Origin of the sequence: Moraxella boevrei DSM 14165 (assembly GCF_000379845.1) — a bacterium.
Taxonomy (GTDB): Bacteria; Pseudomonadota; Gammaproteobacteria; order Pseudomonadales; family Moraxellaceae; genus Faucicola; species Faucicola boevrei.
Window position 1 is genome coordinate 57,588 of record NZ_KB903774.1, and the last position, 14,434, is coordinate 72,021.

The 14,434-nt window shown below is 40.1% G+C and carries 17 protein-coding genes, 1 tRNA gene and 1 pseudogene; 9 read left to right on the forward strand and 10 right to left on the reverse strand.

The genetic code is table 11. From position 1 onward, the window contains the following. Positions 1-117: 117 nt before the first annotated feature. The 3 genes from A3G3_RS13940 to A3G3_RS0103400 form a co-directional block, all read right to left on the reverse strand. Positions 118-903 (reverse strand): Lcl C-terminal domain-containing protein, encoded by a 786-nt coding sequence (locus tag A3G3_RS13940; protein WP_019519141.1) that lies wholly within the window; start codon positions 901-903, stop codon positions 118-120. A 17-nt stretch (positions 904-920) separates the two neighbouring features. Beyond that, positions 921-2,576, reverse strand: a complete 1,656-nt coding sequence (locus tag A3G3_RS0103395) for an Lcl domain-containing protein (RefSeq protein ID WP_019519142.1) — start codon at positions 2,574-2,576, stop codon at positions 921-923. Between the two features lie 90 nt (positions 2,577-2,666). Further along, positions 2,667-3,287, reverse strand: coding sequence for a biliverdin-producing heme oxygenase (locus tag A3G3_RS0103400; protein ID WP_019519143.1), 621 nt, complete (start codon positions 3,285-3,287; stop codon positions 2,667-2,669). A gap of 170 nt (positions 3,288-3,457) precedes the next feature. On the opposite strand from A3G3_RS0103400, the gene A3G3_RS0103405 reads away from it, so the two are divergent. Further along, complete coding sequence (locus A3G3_RS0103405) at positions 3,458-3,931, forward strand: YbaN family protein (RefSeq protein ID WP_019519144.1); 474 nt, start codon at positions 3,458-3,460, stop codon at positions 3,929-3,931. 99 nt (positions 3,932-4,030) lie between these two features. Further along, a complete protein-coding gene (locus A3G3_RS0103410) occupies positions 4,031-4,210 on the forward strand; it encodes a hypothetical protein (RefSeq protein ID WP_019519145.1) in 180 nt (59 codons plus the stop codon). A 28-nt stretch (positions 4,211-4,238) separates the two neighbouring features. On the opposite strand, the gene A3G3_RS0103415 is transcribed toward A3G3_RS0103410, so the two are convergent. Further along, positions 4,239-5,609, reverse strand: a complete 1,371-nt coding sequence (locus A3G3_RS0103415) for an ATP-binding protein (RefSeq protein ID WP_019519146.1) — start codon at positions 5,607-5,609, stop codon at positions 4,239-4,241. 132 nt (positions 5,610-5,741) lie between these two features. Here A3G3_RS0103415 and A3G3_RS0103420 point away from each other — a divergent pair, with 132 nt between their 5' ends. From A3G3_RS0103420 to A3G3_RS0103435, 4 genes are read left to right on the forward strand one after another with little or no spacing between them, the layout of a single operon-like run. Further along, positions 5,742-7,049 (forward strand): valine--pyruvate transaminase, encoded by a 1,308-nt coding sequence (locus A3G3_RS0103420; RefSeq protein ID WP_019519147.1) that lies wholly within the window; start codon positions 5,742-5,744, stop codon positions 7,047-7,049. A 55-nt stretch (positions 7,050-7,104) separates the two neighbouring features. Beyond that, positions 7,105-8,031 (forward strand): cysteine synthase CysM, encoded by a 927-nt coding sequence (gene cysM / locus A3G3_RS0103425; RefSeq protein WP_019519148.1) that lies wholly within the window; start codon positions 7,105-7,107, stop codon positions 8,029-8,031. 32 nt (positions 8,032-8,063) lie between these two features. Further along, complete coding sequence (locus A3G3_RS13105) at positions 8,064-8,876, forward strand: 3'-5' exonuclease (RefSeq protein WP_019519149.1); 813 nt, start codon at positions 8,064-8,066, stop codon at positions 8,874-8,876. 9 nt (positions 8,877-8,885) lie between these two features. Continuing rightward, positions 8,886-9,374 carry a hypothetical protein gene (locus tag A3G3_RS0103435; protein ID WP_019519150.1) on the forward strand — a complete coding sequence of 163 codons (489 nt, stop codon included), beginning with the start codon at positions 8,886-8,888 and terminating at the stop codon, positions 9,372-9,374. Between the two features lie 64 nt (positions 9,375-9,438). On the opposite strand, the gene A3G3_RS14735 is transcribed toward A3G3_RS0103435, so the two are convergent. The 3 genes from A3G3_RS14735 to mutY form a co-directional block, all read right to left on the reverse strand. Continuing rightward, complete coding sequence (locus A3G3_RS14735; RefSeq protein WP_019519151.1) at positions 9,439-9,696, reverse strand: glutaredoxin domain-containing protein; 258 nt, start codon at positions 9,694-9,696, stop codon at positions 9,439-9,441. Positions 9,697-10,115: 419 nt separating this feature from the next. Beyond that, positions 10,116-10,376 (reverse strand): GlsB/YeaQ/YmgE family stress response membrane protein, encoded by a 261-nt coding sequence (locus A3G3_RS0103450; RefSeq protein WP_040631210.1) that lies wholly within the window; start codon positions 10,374-10,376, stop codon positions 10,116-10,118. Between the two features lie 223 nt (positions 10,377-10,599). Continuing rightward, the gene (gene mutY, locus A3G3_RS0103455) at positions 10,600-11,826 is read right to left on the reverse strand and encodes an A/G-specific adenine glycosylase (RefSeq protein ID WP_019519154.1); all 1,227 of its coding nucleotides are present in this window, start codon (positions 11,824-11,826) and stop codon (positions 10,600-10,602) included. A 130-nt stretch (positions 11,827-11,956) separates the two neighbouring features. Between mutY and A3G3_RS0103460 the strand changes: the two genes are divergently transcribed. Next, positions 11,957-12,032 (forward strand) — tRNA-Arg (locus tag A3G3_RS0103460). A 286-nt stretch (positions 12,033-12,318) separates the two neighbouring features. Here the strand turns inward: A3G3_RS0103460 and A3G3_RS14660 are convergent. The 3 genes from A3G3_RS14660 to A3G3_RS0103470 are packed head-to-tail and all read right to left on the reverse strand — an operon-like array spanning position 12,319 to position 13,891. After that, complete coding sequence (locus tag A3G3_RS14660; protein WP_211207540.1) at positions 12,319-12,522, reverse strand: hypothetical protein; 204 nt, start codon at positions 12,520-12,522, stop codon at positions 12,319-12,321. Positions 12,523-12,542: 20 nt separating this feature from the next. Then, positions 12,543-13,280, reverse strand: a complete 738-nt coding sequence (locus A3G3_RS13115) for a YheT family hydrolase (protein WP_211207541.1) — start codon at positions 13,278-13,280, stop codon at positions 12,543-12,545. A gap of 8 nt (positions 13,281-13,288) precedes the next feature. Then, positions 13,289-13,891 carry an IMPACT family protein gene (locus tag A3G3_RS0103470; protein WP_019519155.1) on the reverse strand — a complete coding sequence of 201 codons (603 nt, stop codon included), beginning with the start codon at positions 13,889-13,891 and terminating at the stop codon, positions 13,289-13,291. Between the two features lie 97 nt (positions 13,892-13,988). On the opposite strand from A3G3_RS0103470, the pseudogene A3G3_RS0103475 reads away from it, so the two are divergent. Both A3G3_RS0103475 and A3G3_RS14910 read left to right on the forward strand, forming a co-directional pair. After that, positions 13,989-14,189: pseudogene (locus A3G3_RS0103475) on the forward strand (S4 domain-containing protein); the annotation flags it as partial. A 67-nt stretch (positions 14,190-14,256) separates the two neighbouring features. Then, the coding region (locus tag A3G3_RS14910) for a transposase (RefSeq protein WP_019519157.1) at positions 14,257-14,434 on the forward strand (178 nt) is incomplete at its 3' end.

Genomic DNA, 14,434 nt, shown 5'->3' on the forward strand with positions numbered 1-14,434 from the left:
TCTCAAAATTTAAACTGGGCTAAGCCTAGCTGTTAAAACTTTTTGGGTAAATTGTCATCAAACAAAATTTGAAAAAACTGGACGTGTTGCCCAGTTTTGTTATCAGATGTATCAGACTTAGCTGGCATCTTTTACCAAAATCACATATCTGGCTCGTCTTTCATTGGCACTGTCTTGATAGCCACCAATCGCTTCGCCTGAGCGTTTTGCAATTTGTAAACTACCATCTGCCAAGTCCAAACCATAGACTTTGTCTGCCGTGGTTGCGTCAGTATTTGCCACAGGCGTTGCCGACCAGATATAAGCAGAACTAGGCTGTAAGGCATATTTTGCAGGCAGTTTGGGGTTAATACATTCCCAGCCTGATTTTTCACCGACCCAACGTGGATACCAGCCTGATGCGTCTTCAATACATTTTTCGTTGGGGAATAAGTCGCTTTTTGTTATCCATTTGCTACGGTCAGTTGTTTCGGTGGTGTCAGCGTGTCCGTAAAAACTCAAGGTTTTACCAAAAGGAAAAATACTGGTATTAATCGCAGGTAGGGCTTGGGTTTCTTCTACTAAAGTCGCCAGTTCTTTCACATTGGGGACACGCCAGCCGTCTTTTTGAGCATTGAGTGCTTTTTCCCAACTGTCAAACTCTGTCGCCACGCCATCACAATTTGCGGTAGATTGGTTGTAAGTTTGTCCAACCAAACAACGAGACCAAACCAGTTTTCTGGCTTTATCTACCACTTGTGAATTATCAATATCTACGCTAAAGACGTTGGTATCTGCCGTTTTTTCATAGTCGCCTGCTAACACTTCGGTAGCGAGTTTTGTCTCAGGCATTAAATTATTGGCAATGGCAAAACTACTGGCGATTGTCGCCGTTACAAGGGCAATTTTTGTAAATTTTTTCATGTGTTTTTTCCTTTCAATTATTGACCATTGCTCACCAAAATCACGCCCTTATAGTCGTAACTACTTGAGAATGTTTCTGCACTAAATGTACCGTCATAATAGGCTACCCAAACATTTTTGCCAAATTTAAAGGTTGATTCGCCACGACCTTTTGAGGCAACAGGCGAGCTTGTCCAAATGTTTGGGAATTTGCTATCATTCATATGATTGGGGAATAACCAACCTTTATGTAACACAACTTCAGCTTTTTTACTGCTTAAATTCATGATGCCTAACACTTCATTACGGGTTGGCAATCGCCAGTTTTTTACGCCACATAGATTTTGGGTATTAAGTGTTACCGCATATTGTTCGGTTGAGCAGATATGTTGTTCATTGCCACAATGCTCTTTATCACGACCAACGCCTTTGCCTGTGTCTTTTATGCCTAGACCACGTTTGCCATCATAGTAAGTATATACCCATTCTGCATCACGGATATCTTTATTCACATTGGCTTCTTCGCCCCATTTGCCTTCAACGGCTGGTGTATAGGTTTTGCTTTCCCAAATCAAACCTGTCACGTTGTCTTTGATACACGCCCATTCAGTTGCTTCATTGGTTAATGATTTGCCAAACTTATCCAGCTTGGTAAAGCTAAAACCTGCCTTGCCGTCTGTGTCGTCATTGTTTGTTTTATCACGTCCCACATGACAGTCTTGAGTCGTGCCTGAGCAGTCCGCCAATGTACCCACACTTGGATTACCTGCAACCGTCACGCCTGTGTCATTTAATGCACCCAATTTGGCTTTTTCAGCAACATAGCTATCAATACGAACCGTTGCTAAGTTCTTGCCGTCAAATAATGGTGTGCCGTTGTCGGTATTCAACAGTTTTACTGAAAATTCCAATGGAGCAGTCGGTACTTCACCCATCAAATTAATATCAATTGTCGCCTCTTTTTCACCTTTTTTAATTACAACAAATTTTTGAGTAGGTTGTTGATAATGCACATTTTCTTTGGCAGAGCCTTGAACAAGGTCAAAAAATACTTTGGTGTCTTTGTCCAACGCATTTGGAGCCACACTCACGACAAGTGAAACTTTACTCTCGCCACTACCTTTAGTCACAGTCGCATTGGCAATTTGTACACCGCTGTCGCTATTGGCAATATTTCTTTCCAATGTCGCTGTCAATGGGCTAACTTCTGGTGGTTTGGCATTTGTGGCTGTTGTAGTCGGATTAGACAATACCAAAGAAATCTTGTTATTATCGCTGGCTTTGCCATCAGATTTTAAGGGAATTTTAATCGTTTTACTCAAGTTATCTTTATTTAATGTAACCGTGCCAGTCTTATCACTATCTGCAATGTTATTACCCGTCAAAGTATAGGCTACGCTAAAATCGGCTTTATCACTGTTGTTAATAGCTTGTTTTGCCTCTTCTGTTAGCGTAATTTCAAAAACCAGCTCGCCCCCTTCCGAAAGATTGCTCGCTTTTACATCTGCCAAAAATGTTACAGGTGTATTTTGGATAGTTTTTGTTGTATTAACTGTTGGATTTGCCGTATTACCACCACCAATATTTGGCTTACTATCCGTACCACAAGCGGTTAATGCAAGGGTCATGGCTGTGAGCAACGCCACAGGTTTTAGCTGAGTTGGAGATTTCACTGTCTGAAAAATAGCACGCATAAAATGCCTCGTAATGAAAATAAAATTGATAATTATTCCTAATAAAACCAATGAAAAAAGTCCCTTTTATATTAAAAGGGATTTTTTTAATTAAGCAAAAACTTCTCTTACCACTGATTTATAATAACTAAACGCATCTTGAGCACCTTTTAAGGCTTTGGCTTGGTCTTCTTTACTCAAGTTTAAGTTATCTAATTTTTCTTTAAAAGCACGCCAATGACGCATACGTCCGTCTTCATGAGCAGCTAAATGGGTTGCACCATGATTTTCATCTAGCTGAATTTTACCTGCTTCTTTGTACAAAATCGCCGCCCCCACGTTTGAGCCTTCCACACAGTACAACCAGCCCAACCGCTCTGCATCATCAATATTGGGTACAGTTACGGTAACATTCACAGGGTCAATTTGTAATGCTTTCATATCAGAAAGTACGGCATCATGACGAGATAAATCTTTTAAGCCATCAATTTGGGCATTTAAATCTTCGGCATCGTGTAGTTGTTTGACTGCTTTATGAAATTCATGTTGTACTTGTAAAAACTTGCGATAATTATCATGCGATGCAAACGGCTCCATAGACATGACAAGGTCATCTACGCTATCGTGGGTTTGGCGAGATGACAGTTTTAGGCTTTCGCTAAAAGTTAAATTTTGGGCAAGTACCTCATCAATACTTAAATCTTTAGCGTCGGTGTTGGTTTCGTTGGTCATAGAAAAATCCTAATAAAAATAAGAAATAATGATAAAATAAAAGTATAATTAAAAATGATAATTATTTGCACTTATAAATGCTTGCTATGTTATCCTATTGTAACTATAATGTAAACTGTTTTTTTGAAAAATTTTCTTTTTTGACAAAAATTGAACGGAAATCGCAGAGAATGACAACCCAACACCCAACGGCACAAACCGCCAAACACAACGAACACAGCCTTGAAGAAATGTTAGAAAGTCCGATTGAGTTGCCAATGCAAGCGAGTTTTTGGCAAAAAGTTATTCGCTGGTTTTTTTTATGTTTAGGCTTTTTATTTTTAGGGATTGGGATTATTGGCATTGTGTTGCCTGTGTTGCCAACCACGCCTTTTGTACTGTTGGCGACCGCTTGTTTTGCCAAAAGCTCGGAAAAATTTCACCATTGGCTTATCAATCACAAAACCTTTGGACCGCTTATTAAAAATTGGCATGAACGCAGGGCTATTCCACGCTATGCCAAGTATTTGGCGTGGAGTATGATGGCACTGTCATGTGCCATGCTGTTTTATCGGCTATCTCATGAGATGATTTGGATTGCGTGTACCACCAGTACCATTTGTTTATTGACAACGATTTGGATGGCTCGCCTGCCTGATGCGTAACGGTTTTGGTAAGTTTGAAATCTAAGCAAAAAAAAGTTAACAAATTTTGCAAAATTTGTTAAAATTGGTAAAATTTTACCCCATCGCAAGGATTTTTTTATGCGTTACATTTTTTTAGCCCTACTGGTACTCAATGTGGTCGCATTCGGCTACTACAGCTACTTGCACAAACCGAGCGTTAGCCAAAGCGTTGTCCAAACTCAAGCAACCCTAACCAATCCTGTCACTGCCACTAACGTGAGTAGCGAGTTACCGCCGATGATTGGTACGAAAAAGTAAATTTTTCCAAAAACTTTATTTTAGCATTTTATTCCACAATCGGAATTAACACGGTAACGACCAAACCGCCTTTGGTTTGGTTTTTTGCCAAGACACTTCCGTTATGCAAATGGGCAATCCGACTGACAATCGCTAACCCCAAGCCACTGCCCTGCGTGGTACGAGCGGTTTCACCACGCTCAAACGGTTGCATAATCCGCTCAAGTTGGTCTTCTGCCACGCCTTTACCTGCATCGCTAACGCTGATTTGCAAAAATTTTTGTGGGGATAATACGTCCGTGGGGGGGGGTTCTCCGCTGTCATTTTGGGCTTGCACCGTACTATTTATCACATTAACCGCAATCGCAATCGGCGGTTTGCCATAGCGATTGGCATTATTCACTAAGTTCACAATTAAACGTTTGATTGACATCGGACGCAACGCAATGTTCGGCAAGTGATCATCAATCGCCAATTCAAAGGCTAATGGGGCAAATTGTACCACGATTTCATGGATAATCGGTCGTAAATCGGTCAATCGCACCGCTTCGTCTGAGCCGTCTTTCATGAATGAAATAAACTGTTCCAAAATCGCATCCATGTCTTCAATATCATACACCAAGCCGTCTTTTAAAAATTCATCAGGCAACATTTCAGCAGTCAATCGCATTCGGGTTAACGGTGTGCGTAAGTCATGCGAAATTCCAGCGAGCATGATATTACGTTCTTTTTGGGTTTGGCTTAAATTATGAAATAGCCGATTAAAAGCAAGGTTAACTTGACGGATTTCGGTTGAACCTTCGTTGGTTGGCAAATGGTTGGCATGTCCGAGTGTGATATAATCCAAGGCGGTTTTTTGCAACCTTTTGAGCGGTCGGTTTAATTGACGCACCAAAAAAATAATGGTTAACAACGTCAAAAATGGAATACCCAACACAAAGAAAAAAATCGTGGTTGGGCTATATTGTGCATAAAATTTCACAGGTTCTTGTAGCCAAAATTCAGGGTGCTTGCTATCTTGGATATACAACATCGGTATCGGTTTAAACTTAAAATACACCACCGCAGGGCGACCTGTTACCGCTTGGATTTGGGCTTGCATCTTATCGGTAAAAAATCCGACAAATAGTTTTTCTTCTACATCAGGAAAGGCATCAGCTGTGGTAACGATGTCAATGTGCGAGGTGCGAATGACCCAATCTTGTACGGTTTTGTTATCTTGCCAATCGGTGTGTAACTTATCCAACATGACCAGCTGATTGGCCAAATAATTGGCGTGAATTTTGAGTTCAGGCAAATACAAACTTCGCCAAAAAAACCACAAGGTCAAACTCACCGCCAATATCACCATTAACATCACCATTGACGTGGTTTGCCAAGTGTTGCTGTAGCCTTTTGCTGAGGTTTGCACAGATTTCATCAAATTACCTTTTTTTGTCAATCCTTGTTATAATAGTAAAATTCTGATAAAACGGCAAATTTTTTTAATTTTTCAACATTTTATCCAAAATTCCGTGTATTGTTTTTAATTTTTTTAATCATAGGCAATCTTATGACGTTTAAACTTTCCAAATTTGGCGAAAAATTCACCCAACATAGCGGTATTTTACAACTCATGGACGACTTGGGAAATGCCCTAAAAAGCAACAAACCTGTCAATATGCTCGGTGGTGGCAATCCTGCTTTTATCAAAGAAATAAACCAAATTTATTTAGATATATTAAAAAATATCGTAGATGATAAACATGATTTAGCCAAAAATCCTGCCCTAGACAGCGTTGCCAATTATGCCACGCCACAAGGCGATAAAGCATTTATTGATGCGTTGGTGAATTTTTTTAATCGTCATTATGATTGGCAATTGACCAGCGACAACATCGCACTTACCAATGGTTCGCAGAATGCTTTTTTTTATTTGTTTAATTTGTTTAGTGGCAAATTTGCGGACGGTCGTGACAAGGCAATTTTGTTACCGCTTGCCCCAGAATACATCGGCTACAGTGATGCTCATATTGACGATAAACATTTTATTGCGGTGCAACCTGAGATTGACGACTGCACGCATGACGGACAGGACGGCTTTTTTAAATATCGGGTGGATTTTGACAAATTGGAAACTTTGGATGCGTTAAACAATGGCAATATCGGGGCGATTTGCTGTTCACGTCCGACCAATCCGACAGGCAACGTGCTAACCGATGACGAAATGGCAAAACTAGACAAAATTGCAACAAAATATCAAATTCCGCTGATTATTGACAATGCATACGGCATGCCGTTTCCGAACATCATTCATACCGATGCGACGTTGACTTGGCACGACAATGTTATTTTGTGTTTTAGTTTGTCAAAAATTGGCTTGGCAGGGGCGAGAACAGGCATCGTGGTGGCACATCCTGACGTGGTAAAAGCGATTAGCAGTCTAAATGCGATTGTCAACCTTGCCCCAACTCGCTTTGGCGGGGTGATTGCCACGCCGTTATTAAATGACGACCGTTTAAAACAATTATCGCTAACACACATTCGTCCGTTTTATCGCACGCAATCAGATTTGGCGATTAAACTACTAAAAAAGGAATTTCAAGACTTTCCCCAAGTCAAAATTCACAAACCTGAAGGGGCGATTTTTTTATGGATTTGGTTTGAAAATCTGCCAATCAAAACCCAACAATTATACGAAATATTAAAAAATAAAGGTACGCTGATTATCCCAAGTGAACATTTTTTTGTCGGTTTGGACACCGAGAATTACCGCCACGCTCATGAATGTATCCGCATGAGTATCGCCCAATCCGATGATGTGCTACAAAAAGGCATCGCCTGTATCGGTGAAACCGTGCGGTCGTTGTATCAAGTCTAAGCCTAATTGTATTTGTAAAATAAATTTCATTTAAAAAATTAATAAAGAGAAACCCATGCAATCGAACCAAACGCTTAATGCTACCGTAAAAACCGTTACCTTACAACAAACCGTTGGTAATACGCCTCTTGTAAAATTGCAACGCCTTGCACCGCACGATATGAACATTTTCGCCAAACTTGAAGGCAACAATCCTGCTGGCTCTGTCAAAGACCGCCCTGCCCTGAACATGATAAAATCCGCCCTAGAACGTGGCGACATCAACATCGGCGATACGCTAATTGAAGCAACGAGCGGTAATACAGGCATTGCCCTAGCCATGGTGTCAGCGATGCTTGGTTTAAAAATGACGCTCATCATGCCAAAAAACTCCACCCAAGAACGCAAAGACGCCATGCGTGCGTACGGGGCGACTTTGATTGATGCAGATAATATGGAACAAGCCCGAGATTTAGCCCTTGCCATGCAAGCGGATGGCAAAGGCGTGGTGCTTGACCAATTTAACAACAATGATAATTGGCTTGCCCATTATCACAGCACTGGACCAGAAATTTGGCAACAGACGGGTGGTAAAATTACCCATTTTGTCAGCTCAATGGGAACGACAGGTACGATTATGGGCGTGGCAAAATTTTTAAAAGAAAAAAATCCTGCCATTCAAATTATCGGATTGCAACCTGATGAAAACTCAAACATCGCAGGCATTCGCCGTTGGACACCTGAATATTTGCCAAAGATTTTTGACAGCTCGTACATTGATACAATGATAGATATTAACCAAACCGACGCTGAAAAAACCATGCGTAAGCTGGCTCGTAGCGAAGGTATTTTTTGTGGTGTATCGTCTGGTGGAGCGGGTTTTGCTTCGTTAAAAATCGCTGAGCAAATTTATCAAGACAATCCCGATGCGGTGATTGTGTTCATCGTCTGCGACCGTGGCGATAGATATTTGTCCACAGGGTTGTACGGTATTGATGATTGATTTTAAAAAACTAATAAAAACAAGGATTAAGCATGAATTTTCCACCGATTTTGGTCTTTGATATTGAAACCATTCCTGATATCAGCATTGGCAAACGCCTGTATCCAGAAATTGCCGAACTGGATGACAATAACGCATTAAGCAAAATGATTGAATTGCGTGAAGCAGAAGCGGGCAATCCATTTATGCCGTTGCCGTTGCATAAAATTGCGTGTTTGTCGGTATTGTGGATTAATAATGGCAAAATGACCTTAAAAACCTTGTCGTTAAATGAACACAGTGAACAAGAAATTTTACAAACTTTTTTTAATTCGATTGAGAAATTACCTACGCTTGTAAGTTGGAATGGTAAAGGTTTTGACATTCCTGTGATGACGTATCGTGCCTTGCATTATGGGCTTTCTGCCCCAAAACTGTTTGCTGAAACAGGTGGTGATATGAAATACAACAACTACATCAACCGCTACCATGACCGCCACACCGATTTGATGTTAAAAACCGCCATGAGTGGCACTTACCAAAAACTAGACGTAGTAGCGACAGCGTGCGGTTTTGCAGGCAAGCAAGCGATTGACGGCTATGACGTCGTGCCAATGGTACAAGCGGGCGACTGGCAAAAACTCACCACTTATTGCGAAAGTGATGTGTTAAATACATGGCTATTGTACTTACGCTATCTGCGTTTGGTCGGTAAGATGACCTTTGATGAAAGTTTGGCGTGGGAAAAATACACCCATGAACATCTACAAAGCATCAAAAATAGCGATGACACCCTACGCCATGCAACGTTTTTAGATGCTTGGGAACAGCTAGGAGATAAAGTGGAAAAAAATGAAAATGAATAAGAAAACCCTATGAAAAAACTACTTTTAACCGCTTTACTTGCGATATCGCCGATGACTTTTGCCGAAACTATCAGTTCTGATATGGTTTTGGGAAAATGGCAATGTGAAGCAAAATTTAATTATCCTAGACTTGGTTTTAAAGGTACTGAAAACTACAAGACTATTTACTATAATGATGGTAATCACAAACAAGTGAGTGTTATTAATGCCCATACGAGCGATTTTGGAAAAAATATGATTGAAATAAAAGGGCGTGGCAAATGGTATATTAAAGACAATCATTTGTTTGAGAATTTTGAAAAAATTGACCATTATCAAGCCAGTAACCAAGCTTATGAAGATTATTATCAAACTAGAGAATACTTGGAAAATGACAAATCTTTTTCTGAATATAGCATTCATCAGCTATCAGTGGACAAAATAATTTTTAAAGAAGTGATGAATGATGAAGATTCGCAGAGTGATTATAATAGTTCTATTTGTCAGCGTATTAAATAACTTTTAAATTACCCAACAAAAAAGACAGTCAATTGCCTGTCTTTTTATCGTTAAATTTTAACAATTATTTGGCAAAATATGCTTGCAAATCATTATTACCGCCGATGTGTTTGCCACCGATAAAGATTTGCGGAGCAGTGTCACGACCTGTAATGGCACGAATTGATGTCACTGTTGCATCTTTGCCTAATACGATTTCTTCAAAAGCATAGCCTTTTTCTTTCAAAGTTTGTTTGGCTTTGGCACAGTGTTGGCAACCAGACTTGCTAATAATCGCCACAGACGGCTTATCTTGCCATTCAGGCTTTAAATATTTAATCATGGTGTCCACATATGACACTTCAAATCTTTTTCTGGCTTATCAAAGATTTTGACGATAGTGCCGTTATCTACACGTATAGAATAACGCCATAAACGCACGTCGAACCTCGAATTATCCTTAGTCACAAGGCGACCCATGGCTTTGGTGAATTCGCCGTTACCGTGCGGAATGACTTTCATATTACCGCATTCTTAGGTTTCTGCCCATGCGTCACCTTGAGTGTGTGGAAACTTACGCTTGGGACTTTTTGTCCCGTCATGTTATTGAAAGCCATCAAAATGCCCCTATTTTTAGTGAATTATTAGGTTTATTATCCTACAAAGACTTGCTAAAAGAGGTAAATAAAAAAACCTGCTAGCAAGCAGGTTCTTTTAGAAAAATTAACAAGTTTTGATAATTTTGATAGGGTTTTGGTAAAATTAATTACCAATTTTGCGTTTTCCTGTTACCAATTCATAGATAAATAGCACCAAAATCGCACCGACAACCGAGAAGGCTAAACCAATAAAACCACCGTTCGCATTCATACCCAAGGCACTCGCCAAAAATCCACCAACCATCGCACCGACGATACCAAGTACAATCGTCATAATCCAGCCCATTGTGTCCGCACCAGGTTTAATAAAACGTGCCAAAACACCCACAATCAAACCTGAAATCAACATGCCGATAAATGCCATCATTTTCATATTCCTTCTTTAAGTTTATTTAAATAATTAAAAAAATAATTATGTTATTCAAAAATTATTTAATCTTTGATTTGCTAAGATGATAATAATGCTTTTTTTTGGAAAAATAAACGCTAAATTTGTTAATTGTGTGGATAAACTGTTGATATATGGCGGTTTTTGCGATTTTTTGTCAAAAAATTGTCAACAACTATCACAGTTTTGTAATGTTTTGCTAATTGCGTAAAATTTTTTGCATGGCAGTTGGGATTGCTAAATCCTTGATAGTATAGGGGTTTTGCCACGTTAATGGTACATTCAAATCCGCATCTTGGATACGCTGTAATAGGTTATGTTTTTGCTCATCGCTTAACGCAATGTGCACAGGCGACAAATACCAATGAAAATGGGTTAAGCTGTGTTTAATCGGCTTTATCGGATTGCTAAAAAAATCAATGGCTTGGGTCAAATTTAACAAATTTTGTTGTTGTAAAAATTCAACAATCACTTGTTCAATTAGTAAGTATTCGGTTTGAAAATCGTCCAAGTTTTGCCAATTTGACAAGATTTTTTGGGCCTTTTGTTTTTTGATAAATGCCAATGGTAAACAGTAAAGACCGCCCCAAATCCCTGTGTTAGGACGTTGTAACCACAAGGTTTTTTGTTGATTATCAATGAGTTGTAACGCAAGCGAATATTTTGACGGATTAGGCATTTTTTTTGATTTTACAGGATAAGCAGTTTGTTTGCCTTGTTGCTTAGCGATACAGTCATGTTGCACAGGACAAAACGTACAGTTGGGCTTGGTTTTGGTGCAAAGGGTCGCCCCCATGTCCATTATGGCTTGGGCGTAATGTCCGCTATGGTTACGTGGCGTGAGTGCGGTCGCCAGTTGCCAGAGCTGTTGTGTGGTGGCGGATTTGTTGATGTCAACATCAATCCCCGCCCAACGGGTTAGCACACGTTTGACATTGCCATCGCAAATCACACCGAAATCTCGTATGCCCATCGCCACAATCGCCCCTGCGGTGGACTGCCCAACGCCACTAATCGCTTGCCAATCATCAACCGTTTGCGGAAAATCGCCTGTCTTTTCAAGGATTTTAACCAGTTGCTTTGCCCCTTTATGCAAATTTCTGGCACGAGCATAGTAACCAAGCCCAGCCCAATGGATCGCAACCTGCTCCCAATCAGCTTTTGCCAACGCAAAAACGGTGGGAAAACTGTGGATAAATCGCTGAAAATAAGGGATAACCGTGGTGACTTGGGTCTGTTGCAACATCACCTCGGAAATCCAAACAGGATAAGGGTCGGGCGTGGCAAGCCTGTGTTGTTGCCAAGGCAAATCATGGCGACCGTGTAGGTCAAACCACGCTAAAATACGCCTAGCAAAGTCGCTGTGTTTGGCGTAGCTCAGTCGCTGTGCAAAATCGCTGTCAGAAAAAATCTCGGCTTGGTTCAAGGCAAATCCTTTGGTTGCTTTGATAATTTATCAAAGTTTGGTGTTAAAGTTGGGATAAATCAACGGATAAAGTTGCATTTATACCATAAAATTTGGTAAAATGTAAGGCTGATTTTTATCCTTTCTTTTTACGTCCATAGCTCAACTGGATAGAGTACAGGTCTCCGAAGCCTGTGGCGTGGGTTCGAGTCCCGCTGGGCGTACCAAAAATTCCCACAAGTTTGCGTTTTGGGATTTTAATTTGGTTTGACTGCCTGCTTTTTCTGACACTTTATCAAATAACTTGTAAGTAATCATAAAATATCCTTCCTATTGCTTAAAGTTTATCAGGTGATTGTCACACGTTTTGATAAGTTAAAAAGCAACTTTTTAGCCTTTGTCTACCCATGGTTGAAGTTGGGAATATTCAAAAGAGCCCAGTTTTTGATAAATCTACCCCTAAAAAGAAAAACCTTTTAACGAATGATTAAAAGGTTTTTTGTTGTGTGGTTTTTAATACGATTGGCTAAAATTTTCAAAAAAACAAAAAACCGTCCTTGCTAGCCACGTATTGTCAAACCGCCGTTGTTGTTTATCAAAATCCAAAAATCCAACATGACCGCCATGTTCACTATACAGCAACCGAACCGTAGGCGAGATGTCTGACGGTGTGGCGATTTTTCCCAAAAATGGGTCATCTTTGGCAGTGATAATCAACGTTGGCTTACAAATTTTTGTTAAAACAAGTAGTTTTGCCCTGTGCCATAGCCGTGTCGTGGGGCGGTATATAAGTCGTCAAATTTGTCTAAGGTTTTAATTTCTTTAATTTTTTTTAAAAGTTCAGGGTCGTCAATTTTATCTTGAACCTTTTTTAATAAAGAATTTAATAAATACGGTGTATAAACATGGCGAGCGACAAAACGGTGCATAGAGACGGCTGATGTGGTCAAATCCACAGGGGCAGATGCAATTACCGCCCCCTGACACAAGGCATTTTCGCCATATTCGCCCATATAGCGAGCCAATAGATTACCGCCCAATGACACGCCAATTGCTACAAGATTGTCATAACGTTTTTGTAAATTGGTTAAAACGTGGTGAACTTCTGTCGTATCGCCCGCATTGTAGTCTTTTGCGGACGGATTTTGCATACCGCCACAGCCACGATAATGTACCACCACCGCATCAAAACCATGCCTTTTTGCCCCATTGGCAAAGGATTTTGCATAATGGCTATCGCTACCTCCTTCCAAACCGTGAAACATCACCGCTAATGTTTTTTGGTTTTGTTTTGTGCTATGAAAGACAAAGTCATAAGCGACCAGTACTTCACCACTGCTATCAAAATGGGTTTCACGTTGATAGTTTGGCATTGGTTGCTTGATGAATTTTGGTAAAATCGTTTGTAAATGGCGATTTTTTAGCCATTTTGGTGGTGAAAAGGGGCGTAAAGATAAATGATGTAATGCTTGCATTTTAGTTATCACTTGTAAACTGTTTTCACTATTTTAGCATAAATCCCCAGTTTTTGCTCAAATTGTTGGCATTGATTTTCGGCAATTTCAATGGATAAATTGACCAATTTGTCATAATCCACCGATAAAATGACCGCATCAAAACTTGTCAAAATATGCCTAACAAAGGCTTCATTGGCAAAATCCATTTGTACAGTTAAAATTGTAGTCGGTATAAAAGCGGTCAAAATCATCTTATCCACCACCGCTTGTGTAGCGTTGCTATAGGCTCGTGTCAGTCCGCCAGCTCCCAATTTTATGCCACCAAAATAACGCACTACCGCCACCAGACAGTTGCCAATCGCTTTGTGCTGTAACACATTTAAAATCGGCTTGCCTGCTGTGCCATTTGGTTCACCATCATCATCAAAACCTGCAGACGTGGTATTATTGGGGTTGCCAATAATATAGGCGGTACAAATATGGCGAGCATCTGGGTAAGTTTGGCGTAAATGTTCCACGTGGAACATAATTTGCTCTTTGTTGTTAATCGGATAGGCAAATGCCAAAAACTCGCTTTTTTTTATGGTCAAACTGGCTTGGCAAGGCTGTGCAAGAGTAGAATAGGACATTGATATCACATAAAAATGGTGGAAATCGTGGTTATTTTAACACATTCTATCCACAATTCTGTTAAAATAACCCAGTAAAATTTGATAAGGATACAGAATGCGTTTAGATAAATTTTTAAGTAAAGCCACCGAACTGTCTCGTAAAGACTGCAAAAAAGTTTTACACGCAGGCGAAATTACCGTCAATGGCGATGTTGTCAAAGATTCAAGCCAGCACATTGACGAAATCAATGACGAAATTTTATGGGCAGGCGAGCCACTATCGGTGGCGACTGGCAATCGTTATTTGTTATTGTACTGTAGTGGCATAATAAACCTAGACAGCTGATAAGAGATTATAATACCCCAAACGGAGGCATAATCTCATGACAAAAGTACGTAAAACATACACACCCGAATTCAAATTAGAAATGATAAAACTCATAGAAGAACAAGGGCAAAAACCAAGTAATGTTGCAACCCAATATGAAATAGCCGAATCCACACTCGAAAACTGGCTAACCCGTTATCGCAGAGAAAAACGAGGCAACCCCATAACCAAAG

Coding starts and splice junctions, on each gene's coding strand:
- A3G3_RS13940 (WP_019519141.1), bottom strand. CDS start 903: ATGAAAAAATTTACAAAAATTGCCCTTGTAACGGCGACAATCGCCAGT.
- A3G3_RS0103395 (WP_019519142.1), bottom strand. CDS start 2,576: ATGCGTGCTATTTTTCAGACAGTGAAATCTCCAACTCAGCTAAAACCT.
- A3G3_RS0103400 (WP_019519143.1), bottom strand. CDS start 3,287: ATGACCAACGAAACCAACACCGACGCTAAAGATTTAAGTATTGATGAG.
- A3G3_RS0103405 (WP_019519144.1), top strand. CDS start 3,458: ATGACAACCCAACACCCAACGGCACAAACCGCCAAACACAACGAACAC.
- A3G3_RS0103410 (WP_019519145.1), top strand. CDS start 4,031: ATGCGTTACATTTTTTTAGCCCTACTGGTACTCAATGTGGTCGCATTC.
- A3G3_RS0103415 (WP_019519146.1), bottom strand. CDS start 5,609: ATGAAATCTGTGCAAACCTCAGCAAAAGGCTACAGCAACACTTGGCAA.
- A3G3_RS0103420 (WP_019519147.1), top strand. CDS start 5,742: ATGACGTTTAAACTTTCCAAATTTGGCGAAAAATTCACCCAACATAGC.
- cysM (WP_019519148.1), top strand. CDS start 7,105: ATGCAATCGAACCAAACGCTTAATGCTACCGTAAAAACCGTTACCTTA.
- A3G3_RS13105 (WP_019519149.1), top strand. CDS start 8,064: ATGAATTTTCCACCGATTTTGGTCTTTGATATTGAAACCATTCCTGAT.
- A3G3_RS0103435 (WP_019519150.1), top strand. CDS start 8,886: ATGAAAAAACTACTTTTAACCGCTTTACTTGCGATATCGCCGATGACT.
- A3G3_RS14735 (WP_019519151.1), bottom strand. CDS start 9,696: ATGATTAAATATTTAAAGCCTGAATGGCAAGATAAGCCGTCTGTGGCG.
- A3G3_RS0103450 (WP_040631210.1), bottom strand. CDS start 10,376: ATGGCATTTATCGGCATGTTGATTTCAGGTTTGATTGTGGGTGTTTTG.
- A3G3_RS13115 (WP_211207541.1), bottom strand. CDS start 13,280: ATGCAAGCATTACATCATTTATCTTTACGCCCCTTTTCACCACCAAAA.
- A3G3_RS0103470 (WP_019519155.1), bottom strand. CDS start 13,891: ATGTCCTATTCTACTCTTGCACAGCCTTGCCAAGCCAGTTTGACCATA.